Source organism: Streptomyces sp. NPDC051963 (assembly GCF_044593495.1).
Classification (GTDB): domain Bacteria; phylum Actinomycetota; class Actinomycetes; order Streptomycetales; family Streptomycetaceae; genus Streptomyces.
In genome coordinates this window covers 550,691-573,713 of the sequence record NZ_JBIUCC010000001.1, presented here as the reverse complement: position 1 = coordinate 573,713, position 23,023 = coordinate 550,691, and the positions used below count along the sequence as shown (strand labels likewise).

General features: G+C 71.1%; 20 protein-coding genes. 8 read left to right on the top strand and 12 right to left on the bottom strand.

Annotated features, from left to right (window positions below; all coding sequences use genetic code 11):
• Positions 1–129: 129 nt before the first annotated feature.
• The 4 genes from ACIHFB_RS02320 (at position 130) to ACIHFB_RS02305 (ending at position 5,237) form a co-directional block, all read left to right on the top strand.
• Positions 130–810: an SDR family oxidoreductase gene (locus ACIHFB_RS02320; protein WP_365268773.1), complete on the top strand. Its 681-nt coding sequence runs from the start codon at positions 130–132 to the stop codon at positions 808–810.
• A 41-nt stretch (positions 811–851) separates the two neighbouring features.
• Positions 852–1,649 (top strand): SDR family NAD(P)-dependent oxidoreductase, encoded by a 798-nt coding sequence (locus ACIHFB_RS02315; protein ID WP_400124947.1) that lies wholly within the window; start codon positions 852–854, stop codon positions 1,647–1,649.
• 45 nt (positions 1,650–1,694) lie between these two features.
• Positions 1,695–2,762, top strand: coding sequence for an MBL fold metallo-hydrolase (locus ACIHFB_RS02310; protein WP_365268768.1), 1,068 nt, complete (start codon positions 1,695–1,697; stop codon positions 2,760–2,762).
• A 219-nt stretch (positions 2,763–2,981) separates the two neighbouring features.
• The gene (locus ACIHFB_RS02305; protein ID WP_365268765.1) at positions 2,982–5,237 is read left to right on the top strand and encodes a carbohydrate-binding protein; all 2,256 of its coding nucleotides are present in this window, start codon (positions 2,982–2,984) and stop codon (positions 5,235–5,237) included.
• A gap of 14 nt (positions 5,238–5,251) precedes the next feature.
• Here the strand turns inward: ACIHFB_RS02305 and ACIHFB_RS02300 are convergent, their stop codons facing one another.
• Both ACIHFB_RS02300 and ACIHFB_RS02295 read right to left on the bottom strand, forming a co-directional pair.
• Positions 5,252–6,643, bottom strand: a complete 1,392-nt coding sequence (locus ACIHFB_RS02300; protein WP_400124946.1) for an ATP-binding protein — start codon at positions 6,641–6,643, stop codon at positions 5,252–5,254.
• Positions 6,644–6,654: 11 nt separating this feature from the next.
• Positions 6,655–7,338, bottom strand: a complete 684-nt coding sequence (locus ACIHFB_RS02295) for a response regulator transcription factor (protein ID WP_365268760.1) — start codon at positions 7,336–7,338, stop codon at positions 6,655–6,657.
• A gap of 258 nt (positions 7,339–7,596) precedes the next feature.
• Here ACIHFB_RS02295 and ACIHFB_RS02290 point away from each other — a divergent pair, with 258 nt between their 5' ends.
• On the top strand, positions 7,597–9,003 hold the full coding sequence (locus ACIHFB_RS02290) for a ferric reductase-like transmembrane domain-containing protein (RefSeq protein WP_400124945.1): 1,407 nt from the start codon (positions 7,597–7,599) through the stop codon (positions 9,001–9,003).
• A gap of 62 nt (positions 9,004–9,065) precedes the next feature.
• Entirely contained in the window at positions 9,066–9,308 is a 243-nt protein-coding gene (locus ACIHFB_RS02285; protein WP_365268754.1) for a hypothetical protein, read from the top strand.
• A 76-nt stretch (positions 9,309–9,384) separates the two neighbouring features.
• On the opposite strand, the gene ACIHFB_RS02280 is transcribed toward ACIHFB_RS02285, so the two are convergent.
• Positions 9,385–10,074 (bottom strand): TetR/AcrR family transcriptional regulator, encoded by a 690-nt coding sequence (locus tag ACIHFB_RS02280; RefSeq protein ID WP_400124944.1) that lies wholly within the window; start codon positions 10,072–10,074, stop codon positions 9,385–9,387.
• A 105-nt stretch (positions 10,075–10,179) separates the two neighbouring features.
• Here ACIHFB_RS02280 and ACIHFB_RS02275 point away from each other — a divergent pair, with 105 nt between their 5' ends.
• The gene (locus ACIHFB_RS02275; protein ID WP_365268748.1) at positions 10,180–10,899 is read left to right on the top strand and encodes an NAD(P)H-binding protein; all 720 of its coding nucleotides are present in this window, start codon (positions 10,180–10,182) and stop codon (positions 10,897–10,899) included.
• A 36-nt stretch (positions 10,900–10,935) separates the two neighbouring features.
• On the opposite strand, the gene ACIHFB_RS02270 is transcribed toward ACIHFB_RS02275, so the two are convergent.
• A complete protein-coding gene (locus ACIHFB_RS02270) occupies positions 10,936–12,897 on the bottom strand; it encodes a right-handed parallel beta-helix repeat-containing protein (RefSeq protein WP_400124943.1) in 1,962 nt (653 codons plus the stop codon).
• Positions 12,898–13,033: 136 nt separating this feature from the next.
• A complete protein-coding gene (locus ACIHFB_RS02265) occupies positions 13,034–13,198 on the bottom strand; it encodes a hypothetical protein (protein WP_400124942.1) in 165 nt (54 codons plus the stop codon).
• Positions 13,199–13,342: 144 nt separating this feature from the next.
• Between ACIHFB_RS02265 and fes the strand changes: the two genes are divergently transcribed.
• Positions 13,343–14,575 (top strand): enterochelin esterase, encoded by a 1,233-nt coding sequence (fes, locus tag ACIHFB_RS02260; RefSeq protein ID WP_400124941.1) that lies wholly within the window; start codon positions 13,343–13,345, stop codon positions 14,573–14,575.
• On the opposite strand, the gene ACIHFB_RS02255 is transcribed toward fes, so the two are convergent.
• Genes ACIHFB_RS02255 through ACIHFB_RS02225 form a run of 7 tightly spaced genes read right to left on the bottom strand, consistent with a single transcriptional unit; the run spans position 14,502 to position 23,011 of the window.
• Complete coding sequence (locus tag ACIHFB_RS02255; RefSeq protein WP_400124940.1) at positions 14,502–15,278, bottom strand: 4'-phosphopantetheinyl transferase family protein; 777 nt, start codon at positions 15,276–15,278, stop codon at positions 14,502–14,504. The two genes, fes and ACIHFB_RS02255, sit on opposite strands and share 74 nt — an antisense overlap.
• The gene (locus ACIHFB_RS02250) at positions 15,275–15,454 is read right to left on the bottom strand and encodes an MbtH family NRPS accessory protein (RefSeq protein ID WP_400124939.1); all 180 of its coding nucleotides are present in this window, start codon (positions 15,452–15,454) and stop codon (positions 15,275–15,277) included. Before ACIHFB_RS02250 ends, ACIHFB_RS02255 begins: the two co-directional genes overlap by 4 nt.
• Positions 15,451–19,317 (bottom strand): amino acid adenylation domain-containing protein, encoded by a 3,867-nt coding sequence (locus tag ACIHFB_RS02245; RefSeq protein ID WP_400124938.1) that lies wholly within the window; start codon positions 19,315–19,317, stop codon positions 15,451–15,453. Before ACIHFB_RS02245 ends, ACIHFB_RS02250 begins: the two co-directional genes overlap by 4 nt.
• The gene (locus ACIHFB_RS02240) at positions 19,314–19,541 is read right to left on the bottom strand and encodes a phosphopantetheine-binding protein (RefSeq protein WP_365268728.1); all 228 of its coding nucleotides are present in this window, start codon (positions 19,539–19,541) and stop codon (positions 19,314–19,316) included. Before ACIHFB_RS02240 ends, ACIHFB_RS02245 begins: the two co-directional genes overlap by 4 nt.
• A 3-nt stretch (positions 19,542–19,544) precedes the next feature.
• Complete coding sequence (locus ACIHFB_RS02235; protein ID WP_365268725.1) at positions 19,545–20,177, bottom strand: isochorismatase family protein; 633 nt, start codon at positions 20,175–20,177, stop codon at positions 19,545–19,547.
• Positions 20,178–20,192: 15 nt separating this feature from the next.
• Positions 20,193–21,821, bottom strand: a complete 1,629-nt coding sequence (locus ACIHFB_RS02230; protein ID WP_400124937.1) for a (2,3-dihydroxybenzoyl)adenylate synthase — start codon at positions 21,819–21,821, stop codon at positions 20,193–20,195.
• Entirely contained in the window at positions 21,818–23,011 is a 1,194-nt protein-coding gene (locus ACIHFB_RS02225; RefSeq protein ID WP_365268719.1) for an isochorismate synthase, read from the bottom strand. Before ACIHFB_RS02225 ends, ACIHFB_RS02230 begins: the two co-directional genes overlap by 4 nt.
• Positions 23,012–23,023 lie beyond the last annotated feature (12 nt).

Below are 23,023 nucleotides of genomic sequence, written 5' to 3'. Positions count from 1 at the left end.
CCTCGGCCTGATGGCCACCTCGGCCCTCCACGCGCACCGATCAAGGAGAAGCGACATGCCCCTCTACCTGTCCCCGCCCCTGACCGACTTCGGTGTGCACGCACCGCGCGTCAGCAAGGAGGCGGCCCGGTGAGCGGCGGAGTGGCGATCGTGGCCGGCGCCGGTGGTGCCCTCGGCCGCGCGACCGCCTCGGCCCTCGCCGCCGACGGCTTCACCGTCGTGGGCGTCGACCGCAACGAGCGCGCCCTCGACCAGCTGCCCGACGGCATCGGCCGTCAGGTGGGGGACACCACCGATCCGGACGTGGCCAGGACTCTCGTCGACAGGATCGCCACCGAGGTCGGTGCTCCGGACGTACTGGTGAACACCTTGGGTGCGTTCGACCTCTCGGACGCGTTCAGCACGACACCCGAGGCGCTGCGCCTCATGGTCGACGTGAACCTGGGCGCGGCCCTGTGGCTGAGCCAGGCGGTCGGAGCCCACATGCAAAGGCGTGGGTCGGGAGCCATCGTGCATGTCTCCGCGCGACCGGGCATCGAACCGACGCCCGGACTGACGGCGTACGGCGTCAGCAAGGCCGCACTCACCCACCTGGTCCGCAGTCTCGACCTCGAACTGCGCCCCGGCGGCATCCGCGTGAACGCGGTCGCCCCGCAGCTGATCGACACCCCCAAGAACCGCGGCTTCCTCTCCGAGGACCAACTGGCGCACGCGGTTTCCCCCGAAGCGATCGCGACGGTGATCGCCTTCCTCGTCAGTGACGCCGCCGCACCGATCAGCGGAGCGATCCTGCCGACCTACGGCGGCTGACCCCGACTTCGGTGCGTCAAGGCGCTGCAAGGAGAAATCCCATGTCAGAAAGTACTGGTCCGGCTCCCACCGCACTGTCGGCCACCCATGCGGGCCGAGTCGCCGTCGTCACCGGCGCGGCCCGTGGCCTCGGTGCCGCCATCGCCCGCGGGCTGGCGGGCCGCGGCGCGACCGTCGCCGCGGTGGACCTGACAGCCGCCGAGCAGACCAGGGAGGACATCGAGAAGGCCGGCGGCACATGTGTCCCCCTGATCGCCGACGTCTCCGACCCGGACGCCGTACGGGAGTTGCACGAAGCAGTACGTGCCGCCTGCGGGCCGACGGACATCCTGGTCAACAACGCGGGGATCGCCGGCGTGGCACCGCTGGCCGACGTCGACTTCGCTCACTGGCGCCGTGTGCTGTCGATCAACCTCGACTCACAGTTCCTGATGGCCATGGCGTTCGCCGCGGACATGCGGGAGCGCGGGTGGGGACGGATCGTCAACATGAGTTCCTCGTCGATCTACACCACCACAAGGGACATGACCCCGTACATGGCCAGCAAGGCCGGGATCCTCGGTCTGACCAGCGGCCTGGCCAACGACCTCGCCGCCGACGGCATCACGGTCAATGCGGTGTCCCCGGCGTTCACCCGCACTCCGCTGATCGACGAAACGGTCTCCGGCGGGGCCATGCCGCCCGACATCGACACCCGGCTCGCCGACGAGCAGGCGATCAAGCGCCCCGCGGCGGCGGAGGACATCGTCGGCACGGTGCTGTTCCTCACCGGGGACGACGCCGACTTCGTCACCGCCAAGTTCATCGCCGCCGACGGCGGCTACACCCGCAACTACTGACTTCTGACCAGCCAGTTCATTTCATTGTGAAAGGCAGTACCGATCATGTCTGAGCTCGATTCCTCCACGAACCGTCGTTCGTTCCTGGCCAAGTCGGCGAAGATCGCGGCCGTCCCGGCGCTCGCCGCCGTGGCCGGAGGCGTCCTTGCCGAGCCGGCCGCCGCCGGCACCACCGAACTTCCGGACTACGCACCGATACCGGCCTCGGCACTCGGCCCGGCGGTCAACGCCCAGGGCTACTACGTGGGCCGGATCAAGCGGAACCTGTACTGGGTCACCGACTCCACCTACCAGGCCGCGTTCCTGACGACCAAGGAAGGCGTCGTACTGTTCGACGCGCCCCCGACCATCGGGCACAACCTTCAGCGTGCGATCAATGAGATAGCCGCCGCGAACGGCACCTCCAACAAGGTCACCCACATCGTCTACTCCCACCACCACGCCGACCATCTCGGGGCCTCGTCCCTGTTCGGCCGTCATGTGGAGCGGATCGGCCATGTCGAGAACCGTCGACTGCTGCTGCGCGACAACGACCCGGCGCGCCCGGCACCGAACGTCACCTTCGAGCACCACAAGACCCTGCGCGTCGGCGGGGAGCGCGTCGAACTGATCCACAAGGGCACCAACCACAGCGCCGACAACATCTACATCCACTTCCCGGACCACGACGCCCTGATGCTCGTCGACATCGCCCTGCCCGGCTGGGTGCCGTTCCAGAACCTCAACATCAACGAGGACGTCCAGGGCTCCATCGCCGCCCCGGGCAAGGCCCTGACGTACCCGTGGACCCACTACATCGGCGGGCACATGGGGCGCCTGGGCACCCGTCGCGACCTGGTCGTCCACCAGCAGTACGTCGACGACATCGTCGACTCGGTCAAGTCCGCGATGGCCAACGTCGACCCGACCCCGTTCTTCGCCAAGTACGGCAACAACACCTGGGCCGCCGTCAAGACCTACCAGGACGCCCAGGCCGAGTACGCCGCCGCCCCGGTCATCAAGAAGTACACCGGCGTCCTGGCCGCCGCGGACGTATACACCGCCAGCCACGCCTTCACCATCCTGGAGTCCATCCGCCTCGACCTCGGCTACGGCTCCCAGGTCCACGCCTGAGCACAAAGCCGCCCCGGAGTCTCACGACCTCAGCCGTCCGCATGCCGACGGCTGAGGTCGTCGGTTCGGCGGACACGGTGCGCCGACCGCGCCGCCCCGTCGGTGACGCCGTATCAAGCAGGCTTTCCTTAAGCCTTGACTTAACACCACGGATATTGCTTGGATCTCGGGCATCGTGGGGCGGGAGGGGTCCCCACATCCCCAAGCCCAGGAGCAGCTGTGAGACGTTCTCTCACCGCGATCGCGGCCGTCGCTGTCATGACTCTGTCCACGCTGGTCGGCGCCGGTCCGGCCGCCAACGCGGACCGGGCCGCAAGCGGTTCGGCCGGGCGCGGCCAGGTCGTGACCGGTACCTACTCCACCGGCGGTGTGCAGGCATGGCAGCCGTTGCCGGACGTCCGGACCGGCACTGATTCCGGCGGCCCCGTGGACGCCACCGTGGTCGTCGACCCCAGCGCCGCCCGGCAGAAATACACGGGCATCGGCTTCTCCCTGGACGAGACCAGCGTGTCCAACCTGTGGAAGCTCACCCCCGCCAAGCGGGAGGAGGCCATCCGGCTGCTGGTCGACCCCGAGCACGGCGCGGGCCTGGACCGGTTCCGGCTGACCATCGGCAGCCCCGATCTCATCGAGCACCTCCCGTTCTGGTCGGAGGACGACCTGCCCGCAGGCGTCACCGAGGACTTCGATCTGAAGTACTTCTCCATCCAGCGGGACATCGACCTGCACATCATCGACACGATCAAGCTCATCCAGCGCTACAACCCCCGCGCGACGTTCTTCGCCTCGGCGTGGAGCGCACCGGCGTGGATGAAGACGAACAACCGGTTCACCGGCGAGGTCGCGCTCAAGCCCGGGAGCACCACGGAGTACTACCAGGCCGGCAAGTTGCGGGACGACTGCATCGACGTGTTCGCGCGGTACTACGTCAAGTTCGTCCAGGCGTACGCCAAGCAGGGCGTCCGTGTCGACGCGCTGACCCTGCTGAACGAGCCGGGCATGGACGTCGTCTACCCGGCCATGGACATCAGCGTCGCCCAGCAGCAGAAGCTGGCCCTGGCGATGAAGCGTGAGTTCCGGGCCGCACGGCTGAACACCCAGCTGTATGTGCATGACTTCAACTTCTGGGACTGGCGTGATCCCAACAGCACGGCGACCAAGAACTACTACCGCATCTTCGAGGACGCCCCGGACGGCTCGGTGACCGGCGAGCAGGTCCGCAAGGCCTCGGACGCCATCGCCTTCCACCCCTACTGGGGGGACCCGCGCGTCATGCGCGACGCCTATGAACAGACGGGGAAGCCGGTCCATATGACGGAGACGAGCGATCTGTCGCCGTCGACCATCCTCAACGACTTCCGCCTCGACGCCGGTTCCTACATTCTGTGGGCCCAGGCCACGGACCAGGACGGCGGGACACTGCACTGGACGCCCTCCCGCGACAACGACATCGACTGGGACGAGGTCGCGGCCACCACCAAGTGGCCGGACCGGCTGGTGAAGGTGAACACGGTCACGAAGGACTTCACCGTCCGCGACGAGCTGTACGAGATGGGGCAGTTCGCCAAGTACCTCTCCCCGGGCGACGTACGCCTCGAGTCCAGCGCCGCGGAGAACGGTGTCAGCAACGTGGTCTACCGTTCCGGGAAATCGAACTACGTCGCTGTCGTCGGCAACAGCTCCAGCACCGCCAGCAAGGTCCGGATCGTCGTCGCCGGCCAGAAGTTCGTGGTGACCGTCCCGGCGGGCGCCTTCGCCACCTACCGTTGGAAGGGCAAGGTTCCCCAGGGCTCCCGCAATCACGCCCCGGTCCTCGGACAGGCCGCCGATGTCGTCGCCGACCAATACAGCACCGTACGCGTGCAGTTGAAGGCAACCGACCGTGACGGCGACCGGCCGGCCTACTACGCCACCGAACTGCCGGACGGCGTGGCCCTCGACCCGGCGACCGGCCTGGTCACGATCCACCCGACCGCCGCCGGTGAGCAGGACCTGACCTTCTACGCCACGGACGGCCGGGCGCGCGACGAGGTGACCCTCCATCTGACCGTACGGCCGCACGCGGCGCCCGTGGGCGAGAAGATCGAGGCCGAGGGCTATGCCGCCCAGCATGGCTGGCCCGCGGACGGCAGCAATTTCATCGAGGCCAACTCCGCTGCCAGTGGCGGCAAGAACGTGGGCTGGACCGCCGCCGGCAACTGGCTCACCTACCGCGTCGAGGTGCCGCGGGCGGGCTCCTACGATCTTGAGCTGCGCGTCGCCAACGGCGGGGACGCCACCGCGGCGAACGCCTTGTCCCTCCGTGACGACACCGGCACCACGCTGGCAACGGCCTCTGTGCCGGCCACGGGTGGCTGGGGGACCTACCGGTCCGTGCACGCACCCGTCGCCCTCCGGGCAGGTGAACAGACGATCACCGTCTACTGCGAAACCGGTGGCTTCAACCTCGACTACCTGCGCATCTCACAGAGCTGACTGCCCTCGTCCGGTCAAGCGGCAGGCTCCGCGGGCCGACTCTGCACCGTCAGGGTCGCCCGGAGCCCGCCGCCGGGGGCGTCCGCCAACGTGAGGGCGCCGCCGTGCAGTTCGGCCTGCTGCTGTACGAGGGCCAGGCCCAGGCCGGAACCGGGGGAGCGGGGCCGGGACCCGCGTGCGAAGCGCTCCTTGACGGCCTCGCGTCGGTCGGCCGGGATGCCGGGGCCGTCGTCGGAGACGGCGATGTGCAGCCGGCCGGGGTCCCAGGAGAGGGAGACGTCGACCCGGCCGTGGGGCCTGCGGCCGTGGAGGGCGGCGTTGTCGAGGAGGTTGTCCACGGCCAGCCGCAGACCGGTGGACCAGCCCTGTACCTGGGGGGCCGGTTCCGCGGGGATGTGGACGTCGTAGGTGGCGCCGGGGTGACGGTTGCGGGCGTGGCGGACCGCCTCGTCCAGCAGGGCGGGCAGATCCACGGTGGCACGTGGGGGCAGCGCGTGGGCGTCGCCGCGGGCGAGGATCTGGAGGCCCTCCAGCAGCGCGGTGATGCGGCGGTGCTCGACGGCCATGGCGTCCAGCGCCTCCTGGCGCTGCCCGGCCGGCAGTCGGGGATTGCGCTGGAGGGTCTCCAGGTTCATGCCGAGGACGGTCAGCGGGGTGCGCAGCTCGTGTCCGGCGTCCGCGGTGAAACGTCGGGTGGCCCGCATGCTGGTCTGGAGCTGGCCCAGCATGCCGTTGAGGGCGGCGGACAGGTCGGCCACCTCCTGGGGGCGGCTGACCTGGGGCAGCATCCTGGAGGTGTCCGCGGGACGGATGCGCTGCACTCCGGCGCGCAGCCGCTGCAACGGCTGCATGATCACCCGGGTGATCAGCCAGACGCCGCCCGCCGCGACCAGGGTGGCCAGGACGGCGACCCCGGCCACGATGCGTGTGTTGTCGGTGCGGCGCTGCTCGATCGGGCTGAGGTCCTGGAGCACCTGCAATCGTTCGTCGCCCGTGCCGTCGACGGGTTCCACCAGGGAGCGCCAGGACTGACCGCCGACGTACAGGGTGCTCATGCCGTCGGAGGAGGGCACGGGAATGTCCACGGTGGGCCGGTCGCCGCGCTCCGCGACGACCTGGCCGTTCGACACCAGTCGGACCACGGACTGGCTGCCGACCAGCAGACCGCCGTAGTCGTCCGTGTCGTTCGCGCCGTCCCCCTCGGACACCAGCTTGTCGGCGTCCTCCCGGACCTTGTCCGCGCGTGCGGACAACTGCCGGTCGACGTCGGTGCGGTCGCGGTGGTCGATCCGGGCCACGATGATCAGACCCGCCAGGGCGACCACGAGCACGACCAGGAGCGCCACGCCGGCGGTGATCTGTGAGCGCAGACTGCGCGGCAGAGGCAATTTCACATTCCGGCTCATGATCCGCGGCCTCATGTCCGCAGCGCGAACCCGACGCCGCGCACCGTCCGCAGGATGCGCTGCTCGCCCCCGGCTTCGAGCTTCTTGCGCAGATAGCCGATGAAGACGTCGACCACGTTCGTGTCGACGTCCCAGGTGTAGCCCCATACCTGCTCAAGCAGCTGGGTACGGCTCAGCACCTGCCCCGGGCGCCGGGCGAGCGCCATCAGCAGGTCGAACTCCCTTGTGGTCAGCCCCAGTTCGCGGCCCGCACGGGTGGCCTCGCGGCGGACGGGCTCGATGGCGAGGTCGCCCAGGACGAGAGGGCGTTCGTGGCTGCTCTCGTGGAGGCGGACCAGGGCGTGCAGACGGGCGGCGAGTTCGGCCACCGAGAACGGCTTGACCACGTAGTCGTCGGCGCCGGCCGCCAGACCCGCGACCCGGTCGTCGACCTCGTCGCGGGCGGACAGCATGCACACCGGGATGGTGCTGCCCCGCTGCCGTAGACGGCGTACCGCCTCGACCCCGCTCAGGCCGGGCATGACCACGTCGAGCAGGACCACCGAGGGCGGTCGGGCGGCGATCGCCTCCAGCGCGGACTCGCCGGTGGCGGCCTCCCGGACGTCGAAGCCCTCGACGGACAGTCCCAGCCGCAGGGCCTGGCGGACCCCCTGGTCGTCGTCGACCACGAGGACCTCCGGCTTGCGCCGCGACATCGGCATCACGCTCACTTTCGTGCCGTGGCGATGGACGGACCGCCACCTGCGCCCAGTATGTCCGGTCGATTCACAAGACAGATTAAGAACGTCACCCCACAGATCGACAGCGGAAGCCGCAGGTCACCGCACTTCCCTTCAGCAGAGCCCTTCTTAGAGCAGCCACAAGATCCGCCGCCAGGCTGGTCGGCGAGGCGCCCGGCAAGGGCGCCGGAATGCGGCCCCTGCGAGCGGGCCCAGGTGTGAGGGAAGGCAGAGATGACCACGTACAGAGCGCCGGCGGTCGGCCGTCGGAAGTCGCCCGGGCCCCGGCGCGGGGGTCCCCGGTTCGGGTTGGCCGATCTGCTGGGACCCGCCGCCATCGCCTCGGTGGTCTTCGTCGTCGGCCTGTGGATCCGCAACCAGGGCCTGGCGAGCCTCACCACGGTCGACAGCGCAATCGGCTCGCTCGGGCTGCTGACCGGGCTGGTCTCCGCCGACCTGATGCTCCTTCAGGTGGTCCTGCTGGCCAGGATCCCCTGGGTCGAACGGTCCTGGGGACACGACGTGCTCACCCGGCGCCACCGGTGGATCGGCTTCGCCTCGTTCTGGCTGATGACGGCGCACGTCGTCCTCTTCGCCGTACAGCGCGTGACCCGCGATCCGGCGGCCGCCCTGGACGAGCTGTGGACCCTCTTCGTCACAGACGCGTGGATGCTGTTCGCCACCGTGGGCACCATCCTGCTGATCATGGTGGTGGTCACCTCGATGCGGGCCGCCCGCCGCAGGCTCCGCTACGAGTCGTGGCATCTGCTCCACCTGTATGCCTATCTCGGCATCGCGTTCACCTTCCCGCACATGCTTCAGGACGGCGCGGACTTCCACGAGCCGTGGGCCCGCACCTACTGGTGGACGCTGTACCTGTTCGCCGCCGGTGTCACCGTCGTCTACCGGCTGGCGTATCCGGCCTGGCGGTCCCTCCACCATCGCCTGCGTGTGGCCGAGGTGCGCACCGAGGCGCCCGGGACCTTCTCCGTCACCCTGCGCGGACACCGCCTGGACAGGCTGCGCACCGAGTCCGGCCAGTTCTTCATCTGGCGCTTCCTCGACGGCCCCGGCTGGTCGCGCGGCAACCCGTACACCCTGTCCGCGGCACCCACCGCCGACAGTCTGCGCATCACCATCAAGATCGCCGGGGATGGCAGCGAGCGAGCGGCCCGGCTCGCGCCCGGCACACGCGTCCTCATCGAAGGCCCCTACGGCACCCTCACCGCACGGCAGCGCCGCCGCCCCCGCATGCTGATGATCGCCGCAGGCATCGGGATCACCCCCATGCGGGCCCTGCTGGAGGACACGCCGTACGCGCCCGGCGAGGCCACCCTTCTGTACCGCTACACCGAGGCCGAGCACGCCGTGTTCGCGAGCGAGCTCCGGGAGATCGCCCAACGCCGCGGTGTCCGGATGCACTTCATGCCCGGCCCGCGACGCGCCGACGCCTCCTGGCTGCCGGCCGGCGTCGGACGTCACACGGACGACGCCGAGGCGCTCAGGACGCTCGTCCCGGACATCGCCGACCGCGACGTCTACGTCTGTGGCCCGCCTGCCTGGCTCTCGGCGGTCCGCAAGGCCACCGGACGCGCCGGCGTCCACCGCGACGACCTCCACACCGAGGAGTTCGCCTGGTAGCGCCGTCGCTTCACCACCCCGATCAAGGACCTCCAAGAAACCGAAACATCCAAGGAGCAGCCATGCGACGCATCACCCTCTGGTTCACGGCCACCCTCGCCGTGGCCGCCCTCCTCTTCGCCCACCAGCTCAACCTCTCCGGCAGCGGGGCCAAGGGCGGCGAGGACCACGACGAGGCCCCGGTCGCCACCGCCCCGAGCAGCCCCGGCAGCACCCCGTCCGCACAACCCACGGATGAGGCGAAGTCCGGCGACGACACCCCGGGCGACGGCGAGCACGTCGGCAAGCCGGGCGAGAACAAATAGGGGACCGGGTGAAACCGGCGCGCACCGCGGGCCCATGACCGGCTGCGGGAACAGAGCGGCCGCCTGGCTGAACCGGCTAGTCGCCCGCGGTCTCGTCCGGGTGGAGGGCGTCGAGGATGAGGGTGAGGCCGAAGGCGAACTCGTCGGCGTAGGCGTAGCCGGGCTTGAGGACGTGCTCGGTGGCCAGTTCGGTGAGGTGGGGGTAGGCGTCGGGGGCGGGCATGTCGCGCAGCATGGCCCCCGCGACCTCGTCCAGCTCCGCTTCGCCGCTGAACGGCAGGCTCAGTTCCTGGAGTACGAAGCCGTAGAGGTAGCTGTCGATCAGTGAGAAGGCGTGCGCGGTCATCGCGACGGAGAAGCCCGCGGCGCGCAGCGCTCCGATCACGGCGTCGTGGTGGCGCAGCGTCGCCGGGCCGGGCTGGGAGCGGGAGTCCATCAGGCCGATGGCCCACGGGTGGCGGCGGAGGGCGGCTCGGGCGGAGTCCGCCCGGTGGCGCATGGCGGCCTTCCAGTCGAGGTCGCGCGGTGGCAGGTCGATCTCGCCGAACACCGCGTCCACCATGCCGTCGAGGATGTCCTCCCGACCCGCCACGTGGTGATACAGCGACATCGCCTCGACTCCCAGCGGTTCGGCGATGGCCCGCATGGTGAGCGCGGCCGACCCCTTCTCGTCCGCCACCGTCACCGCCGTACGGATCACGCGCTCGCGACTGAGCGGGATGCGCCCCGATGCCCCGCGCCGACGGCCCTTGCCTGCCTCGCGCATCCGCCCTCCTTTTCGTATCCCCTGACCGGAGCCTTGACCGCCTTACGGCATAAGGCTAACTTACCTTACAACATAAGGTCAGCATGCCGGCGAAGGGGCTGCGCCATGGGCACGGATCGGATGAAGAAGGTCTGCATCGTCGGGGCTTCGGGGAAGCTCGGGCGGTACATGGTCCGGCACGCACTGGAACGCGGCTACGAGGTGGTGGGCGTGTGCCGGGAGCGCAGCGTGCCGAAGCTCGCCGCGTTCGAAGGCCGGATGACCGTCGTGCCCGGAGCGACGAACGACCCCGAGGTGATCCGGCGGGCGGTCGCCGGGTGCGACGGGGTGCTGACGGTGCTGGTGCCCTGGGGCGTACGGCAGTACTCGTCGGGCACGGCACAGGCGGTGCTCGACCACGCACGGCCGGGCGCGCGGCTGGTCTTCTCCTGCGGCTGGCACATCACGCGCGACGGCAAGGACAAGTACTCGCGGCTGTTCACCCTGGGTGTCCGGATGGCCGCCGTGTTGGGCAAGCTGGTCCGCGCCGTCGAGATCGACGACCAAGTGGAGGCGTGTCGACGGGTGTTCGCCAGCGACACCCGGTGGACCGTGGTGCGGGGCAGCTCCCTGGAGGAGGGTGACAGTCAGGGGCTGCCCGTGTGGAGCCGGCATGTGGGCGACCCGGTACTGGCCGACGACCTGACCCGTCGGGTCGACTTCGCGCTCTTCATGGTGGAGGCCCTCACCGACGACACGCTCGTCCAGGAGGCGCCGGCGATCGTCGGCTGCCGAACCCCCAGCGCACTCGCTCACGCCGGGGGTTCGCACGACAAGCACACCTAGACGGGCGGTTGGTCCACGTCCCGGCTCGCCGTTCCGTCACCGCACGCCCAATTGCCGCCGGTAGGACGGGAGAGGGCCGGCGTTCGCCAGGACGGTCGCGCAGGTGGTGTCGGTGGCGCAGGCCCGGCCGGGGTCGGACGGCGGCAGCAGGGTGTTGTCGGTGAAGGTGAGGTCGTGGGGGTCTCCGCAGCCCTCCTCCGGGTTCTGCTCGTCGGCCGGGGGCCAGGCTCCGGGGAACTCCCGCCGCTCCAGCCATTCCGGCACCGCGTCGTCCCAGAAGTTGCCGCGATACCGCACGTTCCGGACGGGCCGGTCGCCCCACTCCTCGCTGCATCCGCCGATGGAGGCGACGTAGTCATGGACGGCGTTGCGGTCCACGGTGACCCAGTTGGTGCTGTCGTCGGTGTAGATCCCGACGTTCCAGACGCCGTACTTGCTCGCGGTGACCGCATTGCCGCTGATGACGGCCCCGTCGGCGAAGCTGCTGCCCTGTTCGCCGCGGAGATAGATTCCGCCGCCGTCCGCCAGGAGCCGGTTCGTCGCGAAGACGCGGTTGCCGAGGATGCGGTTGCGGCGCATGATGCCGCGCAGGTCGTCGCTGGGGCCGGACAGGATGCCGGTGTAGGGGACGTCGTTGACCTGGTTGTGCGCGATGGTGGTGTCCTGGGTCGCGGTGTCCCAGATCGCGGAGGAGGCGTGGTACTCCGCGCCGGTGTGATGGATCCAGTTGTTCGTGATCCGGTTGCCGCGGTTGATGCCCTGCTGGTCGGGCGGGACCACTCCCATCAGGATCCCACCGTCGGAGACATCGCTGATGACGTTGCCGTCGACCACGTTGTACGAGCTGTTCTCCGACAACTCCAGTGCCTGGGCGCCCAGATGGGTGAAGCGGTTGCCCTCGAAGGCGATGCGCTCGGCGGTGCGGAAGGCGACCGCGCCCGGCACCGTCAGCAACTCCGGCTCCTCGCCCGTCCCCGGCCGCAGGTACATGCTCCACGCGGCGGGGAACCCCGCGGGTTCACTGGGCGCCAGCCAGGTGGCGTGCGCGAACGTCAGGCCGCGCAACGCGATGTCGTGCAATGGAGCGCCCGGTCGGCCGGTGCCGGTGACCAGCGACTCCAGGACCGGGGCGACCACCCGCGTCCGGTCCATGTCCTCTCCGGGCCGAGGGAAGTAGAGCAGCTCATGGCGTCCCGGCCGCGAGCGGTCGAGATACCAACTGCCGGGTCTGGGGGCGAAGCTGGGGGAGTTCTCCACACTGGTCGGCTCTTTCAGCAACTCCGGCCCGCCGTAAAGGTCGTGAGCCAGCTTCCAGCACGGCTGGTCCATGGTGATCGTGGTCCGGCCGGCAGCTGCGGAGACGTGGTCGACTCCGCAGCGGCCCTCGACATAGCCGGATCGGTAGACGAACTCGATGTCACCGGGGTTCCGCCAGGTCCGGGGGACGGTGCTCGTGGTGACGTAACCGGTGCTGGTCGTCTTCAGCGTGCCGGGGAAACCGGCTCCCTCGCCGGTGAGCCGTGCGGCGCGCCGGTCGTCGACGTACAGCTGGCGGGTCTCGAGGCCGCTGACGTCCGCGCGCCAGAGGCCCTTCAGGTGCTGATCCGGCCGCCATCCGGAGATCTGCCGGCCACCGCTGAGGGTCACCCGTTCCTGGCGCGGTGTGCCGTAGCCGTACGCCTGGTAGATCACCCGGTGGCCGCCGCGGCCGGAGTCGCCCGCGGCCTCCGACAGACGCATCGGCTTGTGGAGGGGGTACGTCCCGCCGCGCAGGTTCACCACGATGTCCGACGCCATCCGCGGCACCCGGTCCCGCACGGCCTGCTGAGCCCGCCCCGGTGTGGCGAAGGGGCGGGCCAGGGTGCCCGGCCAGGAGTCGCGTCCCCATGGAGCGACGTAGAGCTGTGTCGGCGTCGCGGCCGAGGACGGCACTGCCGCCGCGGGAGACGGCAGTGCCGCCATCGACATCCCGATCGCCAACGCGGCCTGTACCACCACGCCTGTCCTCGTCCGAGTGCGGAAGATCGCCATACTGCCTCCCCGTAGTGCGGACTTTCACCGTGCGGCAGCAAGAGGTCGTACGCAGTCGGTCACAGGTCGAGATGTCGTCGACCAAAGTCGCATTCGCCGAAACTCACGGGCTCGTCGCGGCGGCGGCCATCACCTGCCGGAAGCGGACCGTGCCGGGTGCCGAGCGCGCTCGGCGGGCGATACGGATCCGGGTCACTTGGTCCTCGCCCGCCGGGGCGGTCGCGACGCTGACCGCGGTACGACGGCGGCTACGGGTGCGTGTGGTCATACTGGTGCAACTCCCTTGAGCGGGCGATCAGTTGATGGGGCAAGGTGGCTTGGACGGCCGCCCGGCGAACCGCAGTGCGCGACGGTGTAGGTTAGGGTGGCCTAAGAAAGTGGAAAGTCAGGGTTCGTCACCGGAGTCCTTCGCATGCTCGTGTCCGTACCGCCCGAGGGCGCACCGCCCCGTCCGCCGCGCCTGGCACGGCCGCACCCGTTGCCCCGGCTCGCGGAACCGGCCTGCGTGCTGCCCGCGCCGGACGGCGTCGAGGAGTTCTGGGAGGATGTCCGCCGCCGCGGCACTCCGCTCCTCGGCCCTGATCCGCTCGGCAGCGACGACCACGCGGCCGTGACGTTCCTGTGGCGCGGCGGCCCCGCCACCCGCGCCGTCCGGGTCCTGCCCAACAAGCTCGGCGACCCGCGCGACCCCGAGGGCAACCGGATGCGGCAGGTCCCCGGCACGGACGTCTGGCACTGGACGCTCCGTCTGCGCCACGACTGGCGCGGCACCTACGACCTGTACGTCGACGAAGGCGACGGCCCCGACCCGGCCACCCCCGAGTACGGGCCCTGGCTGCGCACCCGCCACCGCTCCGATCCGTTCAACTCCCGTACGCTGCCCCGCCGTTGGACCGCCGACCCGGTCCCGTACGCCGAACTCCCGGCCGCCCCGCGCGCGGTGGACTGGGAGCCCCGGCCCGGTGTCGCCCGTGGTTCGGTCACCGAGCACAAGCGGTCCGGCCGGCGTGTGTGGCTGTACGAACCGCCGCGCGCCCAAGCGGAACCGGTGGATCTACTGGTCCTGCTCGACGGCGAGCACTGGCAGCCACTGCTCGGCCTGAACCATCTCCTCGACAACCTCATCGCCGCCGGCAGTATCCCGCCGGTCGCAGCCGTACTGCCGGAGGCCGTCGACGAAGCCACGCGCTGGGCCGAGTTGGCCTGCCGGCCCGAATTCGTCGCGCTGCTCGTCGACGAGATACTGCCGTGGGCCGCGACACGGCTGCCCGTCACGGACGATCCGGCGCGGACCGTGATCGCCGGGCAGAGCCTCGGCGGACTGACCGCCGCCTACGCCGCCTCGGTGGCCCCGCACCGCTTCGGCAACGTCCTTGTGCAGTCGGGCTCGTTCTGGTGGCCCGACGGCCCCGACGCCGAGTGGCTCACCCGCGCCCTCGCCGGCACGCCACGACTGCCGGTGCGCTTCCGGCTCTCCTTCGGCGAGCAGGAATGGGTGGCCCTGCCCGCGGCCCGCCGGCTGCGCGACACGCTCGCGCAGGCCGGCTATGAAGACGCCTCCTACCGGGAGTTCAACGGCGGCCACGACTACCTCTGCTGGCGTACGGAACTGGCGGACGGCCTGGTGGAGTTGCTGGGTCGCTGAGCACGACGCAGGCGGCCTCCCAGCCCACCGGGACATCGACGTCGGCGGACGTCCGGCCCGGCAGCGCGGCGGGGCGCTCACCCGCCCCGACGTACAGGCCTCGCAGAGCGGCACCGGACACTCCCTCACCTGTCGCCTTGAGGTAGGCCTCCTTACGGGTCCAGCAGCGGGTGAACGCACCGGGAAAGGCGCTCTGGGGCAGGCGTTCCAGCTCCCTCTGCTCGGCCGGATGCAGGGAACGGCTCGTGTCCACCGCGACCCGCAGGCCCGGAACCGCCTGGACGTCGACTCCGATCGGCGTCGTGGCCAGACCGATCAGCGCCAGGCCGTCGGAGTGCGAGAGCGAGAAGTGCACCTTCGCCCCGAACGGCCCGGCCACGGCGGGACGGCCGTGCGGCCCGCCGCAGTGCGGACAGCGCAGCCGGACCAGCGGAACCGACGCGGCACGCAGCCCCGTATAGGCGCCCAGCACCCGGCGCAACGCGCTGTGCGCGGTCACGTAGAGCGCCCGCTCGGCCGGGCGCCGCAGCGCCGCCGCTCGACGCCGTTCACCCGTGTCCAGCACGGACGCGTCGAGCGGTCGGCCCGGTTCGGGGGCTCGTACGACCCACAGCAGGGGATCGTGCGCGAGCCGGCGGGGCCGTAGTCCCGGGCCCCGTACCAGCAACTGGGGTCGCAGCAAGGGTTCCGCCACCGTGGTCATCCCCGGCCCGCCTCCACCCGCCGTACGCACGCCTCGTACGGAGCGGCGCCCGAGACGGCCGCCCAGCCGGAGGGCACGGCACGCCAGGCCGGCCACAGGGACAGCTGCCCGTCGACGTTCTCCAGCACCAGGTGGGTGTCCTGGCCCTCATTCCCCGGATCGAAGGGACCGGTCATGCGTCGAGCTCCTTCAGCCGGGCGGCGAGATGCGTCGCGATGTCGTCCAGGTAGCGGTCCCGCATCAGCTGCGGGTGCGTGCAGTCGAGGTCGTGGTTGACGATCACTCCGGTGACATGGGGCCGCCATGCCTCGCGGGTCAGCCAGTCCTCGGGACGCGGGGCGGCGGCCGTGAAGAACAGCACGTCACCGTCGTACGAGCCGTGTTCGTGCTCGCGCATCATGCGGGCGTGGTTGGGCACGATGTCGACGATCTTCGACAGGGTGTGCTCGGAGAGCCCGGCCAGCGGGCTTCCGGCGCGGCGCAGCGTGGCCAGTACGTCGTCGCGGTCGCGTTCGTCGGTACGGTCGAAGCCCGCCATGCGGAGTACGGCGGTCAGCGCGTCGCCCTCCTCGGGGGCGGGTCGCTCCCGCCACTGCTCGGCGGGGAACGCGTCGAGCAGCGCGAGGAGTTCCACCTGCTCGCCGGCCTGCTGGAGCAGGACGGCCACGGTGTGCGCGAGGACTCCGCCGACCGACCAGCCGAGCAGTCGGTACGGGCCCTGCGGCTGGACCTTGCGGATCTGCTCGGCGTAGTCGACCGCCTCCTCCTGGAGGGTGCGCGGAAGCGGTTCGTCGCCGATCAGACCGCGGGCCTGGATGCCGTGGACGGGCTGCGCAGGGCCGAGACGCGCGGACAGACCGGCGTAGCACCAGGCGATGCCGCCCGCCGGATGGATGGCGAACAGAGGCCGCCCCTCTCCGTCGGCGCGCAACGGCAGGACGACGCCCAGCGCGTCCTCGGACGCCGGTCCCGTGTCCTCCAGGCGGGCGGCGAGCGCGGCCGGTGTCGGTGCCTCGAACAGGGAGCCGATGGTCAACTCGGTGCCGAACTCCTCACGTACCCGCGCCACCAGCCGTACCGCGAGCAGCGAGGTGCCGCCCAGATCGAAGAACGCGTCGTCGGGGCCGACCTGTTCGACGCCGAGCACCTGCGCGAACAGCAGTGTCAGTGCCTGCTCGCGGGCGGTCGCCGGACGTCGGGAGCCCTCGCCGCCGGCGAACACCGGGGCGGGCAGTTCGCGGCGGTCGAGCTTGCCGTTGGGACTGAGCGGGAATCCGTCGAGGGCGACGACCGCGGCCGGGACCATGTGTTCCGGCAACTCGCGGGCCAGCGCCGCCCGGACGACCACCGGATCGGCCCCGCCCGTCACATAGCCGACGAGCCGGTCCTCACGCACCAGCGCACATGCGCCCTCCACCTCCGGCTGAGCTGCCAACGCGGCCTCGATCTCGCCGAGTTCGATGCGCTGCCCGCGCAGCTTGACCTGGTGGTCGGTCCGCCCGAGATACTCGATCTCGCCTTCTCCGGTCCACCGGGCCAGGTCACCCGTCCGGTACATCCGGGTGCCGGCCGGGCCGAACGGGTCGGCCACGAAGCGGGTCGCCGTCAACTCGGCCCGGTTGAGGTAACCGTCGGCCAACTGCCGTCCCGCCAAGTGCAGTTCACCCGGCACTCCGGGCGGGCAGAGCTGGAGCGCCGCATCCAGCACGTACAGCCGGGTGTTCCACACCGGCCGTCCGATCGGCACCGGACCCTCGGCGTCGGGCGCGCAGGCGTGGTACGTGACGTCGACGGCTGCCTCGGTGGGGCCGTACAGGTTGTGCAGCTCGACGCGGGGGAGTGTGCGCCCGAAGGCGTTCGCGGTTTCCCGGGGCAGGGCCTCGCCGCTGCAGAACACCCGGCGCAGTCCACCGCACCCGGCCGCGTCCGGCCCGGAGAGGAACACCTGAAGCATCGACGGCACGAAGTGGCAGGTGGTGACGGCCTGTTCGCGGATCAGCCGGGCCAGGTACACGGGGTCCTTGTGGCCGCCCGGCTCGGCGACGACCAGCGCCGCGCCCTCACGCAGCGGCCAGAAGAACTCCCACACCGACACGTCGAACGACGACGGCGTCTTCTGCAACACACGGTCGTCGGCGGTCAGCCCGTACTCGTGCTGCATCCAGCGCAGCCGGTTGTCGATCGCCCCGTGCGAGACGACCACACCCTTCGGGCGGCCGGTGGAGCCGGACGTGTAGATCACGTAGGCGGGATGGGCGGGGGTGAGCGCCCGGCCGGGATTCACCCACGGGTACGCGGACACGTCCAGGTCGTCCAGGACGACCAGCGGGGTCTCCTCGGGCAGACGACCCGCTCGGTCCGTGATGGCGCACACCGGCGCCGCGTCCTGGAGCATGTACGACAGCCGCTGCGCCGGATAGTCCGGGTCCAGTGGCAGATACGCGGCCCCGGCCTTCAACACCGCGAGCAGGGCGACGACCAGCTCGGTCGAGCGCGGTATCGAGACCGCCACCACCGCCCCCGGCCCGGCTCCCAGGGTGCGCAGATGGTGGGCCAACCGGTTGGCGCGGGAGTTGAGTTCGGCGTAGGTGAGGGAGGTGTCGCCGTATGCCAGCGCCGTCGCGTCGGGGGTCTGCGCGGCCCGTGACTCGATCGGCCCGATGAGGGTGGTCGGCGGCAGCGCGATGTCCGTGCGGTTGAACTCGTCGAGGACCAGGGCCTGTTCGTCCGGCGTCGCGATGGTGTGCGCGGCGAGCGGCAGTTGCGGGTCGCTGCCGGCGAGACGCTCCAGCAGATGCAGGAACCGCTGCTGGTGCGTGGCCAGTCCGGCGTCGTCGTACAGCGCGGGATTGCCGTCGTGGTCGATGCGCAGGCCCAGGCCGTCGGCGCGGTCGTAGATGTTGACCGTCAGATCGTCGACCGGCCCGGCGGACAGGTTCCGGGCCCGTGCGGGCGCGCCCGCGAAGTCCACGCCGTAGTCGAAGGGCATGACGTTGACGAGCGGGCCGACCAGGCCGCGTGACTCGCCGAGCAGGCCCAGGTCGCGGCGGATGTCCTCGTAGCGGTACCGCTGGTGGCGGCGCACCTCGCGGATGCCGAGCACGACCTGCCGTACCAGCTCGGCGAACGACGCCTCGGGGGTGACGGTCAGCCGCAGCGGCAGGACGTTCATCACCATCCCCGGCACACGCAGCGCGACCGAGCCCATCCGGCCCATCATCGGCAGCCCCAGCACCACGTCCGACTGGGCCGTGGTGCGGGAGGTGTAGAGGGCCTGCGCGGCGATCAGCACGTCCGGCCAGGTCGCCCGCAGCCGGACGGCCAGTTCACGGACGCGCTCGGTGGCCGCCGGTGCCAGGTGTGCCGTACGACGGAGGAAGGTGCGGGACGGCAGCGCGCCGCGGCCCGCGAGCCGGGGTGCCTCCGGGCGGTCGGCGAACGCCTGCGACCAGTGGGCGCGGTCGGCCGCGAAGGCGGCGGAGTCGCGGTATGCGGTGTCGTCCGCGACCAGGTCGGCGAGGCTGCCGAAGGAGCGCGCGGCGGGCTCCTGGCCGCGGGCGAGGGCGGAGTACACCTCGGCGGTGCGGCGCACGAGCAGCGAGTAGCCGTAGCCGTCCATCACCAGGTGATGGATGCGCTGGTACCAGAGCCAGCGCTGCTCGCCGACCCGGAAGAGGGCGTGCCGGCACAGTGGACCGGAGGCCAGGTCGAGGGGCTCGGCCAGGTCGGCGCGCATCCACGCCTCGGCCTGCCCGTCAGTACTGCGATCATGGACCGTGAGCGGCAACTCGACGTCGGTACGGATGTGCTGGCGCGGTCCGTCGGGGGTGTCCGCCACGACGACGCGCAGCGCCTCCGCCTCCTGAGCGACCTGGTGCAGGGCGGCGGCGAAGAGGTCCGGGTCGATCGGGCCGTCGATCTCCAGGCACTCCGCGGTGTTCTGTGCGGGGCTCAGCGGATCGAGGGCCTGCGCGAACCACATGCCCGACTGGGCCGACGTCAGCGGGAGCACGGCCTCGGTCGCGACGGCGGTGGTCATGCGACCCCCAGCTTCGGCGCCCAGGCCTCGATGGCGGGCTGCTCGGCGAGGTCGGCGAAGTCCGCCGTGATGTCGTGGTCGCGGCGCCAGCGTTCGAGCAGCGTCATGATGCGGACCGAGTCCAGGCCGTAGTCGACGAGGTTCTCGTCGAAGGGGATGTCGGCGGGGTCCTCGCCGAGCGCGTCGGCGACGTCGGTGCGGATCTGCTCCAGGGTGAGGGCCATGGCTCAGACCTCCTTGAAGAGGGCGTCGGTGGTGGTCACGACCGCGCAGCGGCCGGCGGCCCAGCGCAGGGCCATCTCGTGGTCCTCGGGGGAGAAGTCGGCCACGGCGTCGGCGACGACGAACGCCTGGATGTCCCGGCTCCACGCGTCGGCGGCGGTCATCAGCACGCCGATGTGCGCGTACACGCCGACGATCACCAGCTGGTCGCGGCCCGACTCCCGCAGCAGCACGTCGAGTTCGGTGCGCGCGAAGGCGCTGTACTTCCACTTCGTGAGCGTGGTGTCCCCGGGCTCGGGGGCCACCGGACCGGGCATGGCGAGCGCCTCCGGGTCGTCCGCAACGCCGGGGCCCCAGAAGTCGAGCTGGAGCCCGCGCTGTTCGGGCGTCTGCCCGCCGCGCTGCGCCGAGTAGACGACCGGCACGCCGAGCCTGCGGGCGTCCTTGAGGAGGCGGGCGGTGTTGTCGAGCAGGCCGGTCAGCGGCTGGGCGCCGGCCGGGAACGCGGAGAGGAAGTGGTGCTGGAGGTCGTGCACGAGCAGGACGGCGCGCGCCGGGTCCACGGTCCATGACACCCGGTTGGCGGGGAGCTGTTGTGCGGTGGGAAGCGGATAGGGGGAGATGGCGGGGAGTGCCATGAGAACCAGGGCCTTTCAGGACTGCTCGGCGGTGGACCGCAGCTGCTTCTTGCTGACCTTGCCGACACCGGTCTGCGGGAAGGTGTCGACGAACTCGACGAGATCGGGGACCTTGTAGGCGGCCACCCCGCGCTCGCGCACGAACCGTTTGACCGCGACCGGCTTCAGCGGACCGGCACCGGCGCGCAGGACGACGTAGGCGAGGGAGCGTTCGCCGAGGTACTCGTCGGGCACCGCGACCACGGACACGTCGTGCACGGAGGGATGGGCGAGGATGATGTTCTCTATCTCCTCCGGCGCGACCTTCTCACCGCCCCGGTTGATCTGGTCCTTGGCCCGCCCCACCACGACGAGATGGCCGGTCGGGGTGCGGCGGACGATGTCGCCGGTGCGGTAGAAGCCGTCCTCGGTGAAGGCTCGTGTGTTGTGCTCGGGTGCGCGCCAGTAGCCGCGGATGGTGTAGGGGCCGCGGGTCAGCAGATGTCCGGGCTCGCCGTCCGGGACGTCACGGTCGGCGTCGTCGACGACGCGGATCTCGTCGGCCACGGAGATCGGCCGCCCCTGCGTTCCGACGATCGTCGCCTCGTCGTCGTCCAGCCGGGTGTAGTTGACCAGCCCTTCGGCCATGCCGAAGACCTGCATCAGCCGACAGCCCAGCGCGGGCTCCAGCCGACGGGCCGCCTCCTCGCTGTACTTGGCGCCGCCGACGAGGATCAACTCCAGGCTGGACAGGTCGTGTCGGGTCCGGGCGGCGGCGTCGGTCCACAGCAGGGCGAGCGGCGGCACGAGTCCCGACATGGTGATCCGCTCGCTCTCCACGAGCGGGAACGCCGTCGCCGGATCGGGCTTCGGGCAGAGCACCACCGTCCCGCCGGCGTACAGCACGCCCAGCCAACCCGGCGAACTCATCGGGAAGTTGTGCGCGGCCGGGAGTGCCACGAGGAACCGCGTATCGGCATCGACACCACAGATCTCGTTCGAGCCCCACAGCGAGTACAGGTAGTCGTCGTGGGTGCGGGGGATCAGCTTGGACACCCCCGTCGTCCCGCCCGACAGCTGGAGGAACGCCAGCTCGTGCGGTGCCGGGCCGGCCGGCAGGGCGACCGGATCGGCGTACACCTCGGACAGCGGCGTGTGTTCGCCCGGGTCGCCGGCCACGAAGACGTGCTCCAGGCCCGGCGTCTGCTTCTTCACCCGCGATGCGAGGTCACGGTGGTCGAAACCGGCGTGCCGGTCCGGGATGACGTATGCGACGGCTTCGGTGAAGGCGCAGAAGTGCCCGATCTCGGACTCCCGGTGCGCGGGCAGCGCGTACACGGGCAGCGCCCCGATCCGGAACAGCCCGAAGACCACCTCGATGAACTCGCCGACGTTCGGCAGCTGTACGACGACCCGGTCGCCCCTGGAAATCCCGCGAGCGGCGAACCCCGCGGCCAACCGGTCCGCGCGCTCGTCGAGTTCGCGGTAGGTCCAGGTACGGCGCTCGGGCGCCGGGTCGATCAGGGCGATCCGGTCGGGATGCCCGGCGGCGCGCTCGCGCAGCACGCCGCCGAACGTCTCCCCGCGCCAGTAGCCCTCCGCGCGGTAGCGCTCGGCGAACTCCTCGGGCCAGGTGGGCGCGTCCACGCCGGGTGCGAGGGTCACAGCGAGGCCCCCACCGCGTCCAGGAACGTACGGAACTTCGCCGCCGTCTCCGCGGTCTCGGCCTCGGGCGACGACTCGGCGACCACGCCCGCGCCCGCGAACAGCCGCAGCGATCGCCCCTCGGCCTCCGCGCAGCGGATGGTCACGACCCACTCGCCGTCGCCGTCCGCGTCCTGCCAGCCGACCATGCCGGTGTAGGGGCCGCGGTCGAACGGCTCCGACTCCGTGATGACGGCCCGCGCCACGTCCGTCGGCGTACCGCACACCGCCGGCGTGGGATGCAGCGCGAGCGCCAGATCGAGGGCGGTGGTGTCCGTCTCGGCCAACTCGCCGGTGACGGTGGTCGACAGATGCCACATGGCCGCGGTCCGTACCAGCGTGGGCCGCTCCGGTACCTCCAGGCGTGTGCAGAACGGCGCGAGCGCCTCGCGTACGGCGGCCACGACGACGGCGTGCTCGTGCAGGTCCTTCGGGGATTCGAGGAGCGCGACCGCGCGGCGTACGTCCTCGGCCAGGTCGGTGCTGCGGGGCGCCGACCCGGCCAGGGGGTTGGCGACCAGGCGGCCGTCCTGTCGGGACACCAGCAGTTCGGGGCTGGCGCCGACCAGGGTGCGGCCCGGGCCGCTGGGCACGGCGAAGGTGTACCCGGCCGGGTCGCGGCGGGCGAGGCGGCGCAGCATGGCGGGCAGGTCCGGCTCGCGCGGGGACGTCAGCTCCAGCGTGCGGGCGAGGACGACCTTGTCGAACTCCCCGGCCCGCATCCGCGCGACCGCGGCGGCCACCGCCTCGCCGTACCGCTCCGGCGCGGGTACCTCCGTCACCCGCCAGCGGGGCCGGTCCTTCTCGTGCGGTACCGGCAGTGCGATCAGCGGGTCCTCGCGCAGCGGAGGCGCCCAGTGCACCTCCTCGGGGACGGCGAGCGCGGGTGGGGCGTCCGGGGCGAACGGCAGCGAGCCGAGGACCACCGGAGCCGGGGCACCCGGGCGGCGCCGGGCTTCGAGCGCCTCCCGTATCCGGAGGGTCAACGGGCGGTCCTCGTGGGGTATTTCGGCTGCGGAACCGCGGCCCAGCAGGGTGTGGCGGGGCGAGGCGAGGAACCGGTCGGTGGCGGGGCTGTAGGCATCGAGGAGGGCCGTCGCGGCGCCGGGGGAGATGAGGGGGACGGTGAGTTCGTGCAATGACGTGGACATGGGTATCTCCAG

Excerpts from the sequence above, each read along its gene's own strand:
- ACIHFB_RS02275 (WP_365268748.1), top strand. The coding sequence starts at position 10,180 with ATGGGCACGGATCGGATGAAGAAGGTCTGCATCGTCGGGGCTTCGGGG.
- fes (WP_400124941.1), top strand. The coding sequence starts at position 13,343 with ATGCTCGTGTCCGTACCGCCCGAGGGCGCACCGCCCCGTCCGCCGCGC.
- ACIHFB_RS02245 (WP_400124938.1), bottom strand. The coding sequence starts at position 19,317 with ATGACCACCGCCGTCGCGACCGAGGCCGTGCTCCCGCTGACGTCGGCC.
- ACIHFB_RS02235 (WP_365268725.1), bottom strand. The coding sequence starts at position 20,177 with ATGGCACTCCCCGCCATCTCCCCCTATCCGCTTCCCACCGCACAACAG.
- ACIHFB_RS02315 (WP_400124947.1), top strand. The coding sequence starts at position 852 with ATGTCAGAAAGTACTGGTCCGGCTCCCACCGCACTGTCGGCCACCCAT.
- ACIHFB_RS02255 (WP_400124940.1), bottom strand. The coding sequence starts at position 15,278 with ATGACCACGGTGGCGGAACCCTTGCTGCGACCCCAGTTGCTGGTACGG.
- ACIHFB_RS02240 (WP_365268728.1), bottom strand. The coding sequence starts at position 19,541 with ATGGCCCTCACCCTGGAGCAGATCCGCACCGACGTCGCCGACGCGCTC.
- ACIHFB_RS02300 (WP_400124946.1), bottom strand. The coding sequence starts at position 6,643 with ATGAGCCGGAATGTGAAATTGCCTCTGCCGCGCAGTCTGCGCTCACAG.
- ACIHFB_RS02310 (WP_365268768.1), top strand. The coding sequence starts at position 1,695 with ATGTCTGAGCTCGATTCCTCCACGAACCGTCGTTCGTTCCTGGCCAAG.
- ACIHFB_RS02280 (WP_400124944.1), bottom strand. The coding sequence starts at position 10,074 with ATGCGCGAGGCAGGCAAGGGCCGTCGGCGCGGGGCATCGGGGCGCATC.
- ACIHFB_RS02285 (WP_365268754.1), top strand. The coding sequence starts at position 9,066 with ATGCGACGCATCACCCTCTGGTTCACGGCCACCCTCGCCGTGGCCGCC.
- ACIHFB_RS02250 (WP_400124939.1), bottom strand. The coding sequence starts at position 15,454 with ATGACCGGTCCCTTCGATCCGGGGAATGAGGGCCAGGACACCCACCTG.
- ACIHFB_RS02225 (WP_365268719.1), bottom strand. The coding sequence starts at position 23,011 with ATGTCCACGTCATTGCACGAACTCACCGTCCCCCTCATCTCCCCCGGC.
- ACIHFB_RS02295 (WP_365268760.1), bottom strand. The coding sequence starts at position 7,338 with ATGTCGCGGCGCAAGCCGGAGGTCCTCGTGGTCGACGACGACCAGGGG.
- ACIHFB_RS02290 (WP_400124945.1), top strand. The coding sequence starts at position 7,597 with ATGACCACGTACAGAGCGCCGGCGGTCGGCCGTCGGAAGTCGCCCGGG.
- ACIHFB_RS02265 (WP_400124942.1), bottom strand. The coding sequence starts at position 13,198 with ATGACCACACGCACCCGTAGCCGCCGTCGTACCGCGGTCAGCGTCGCG.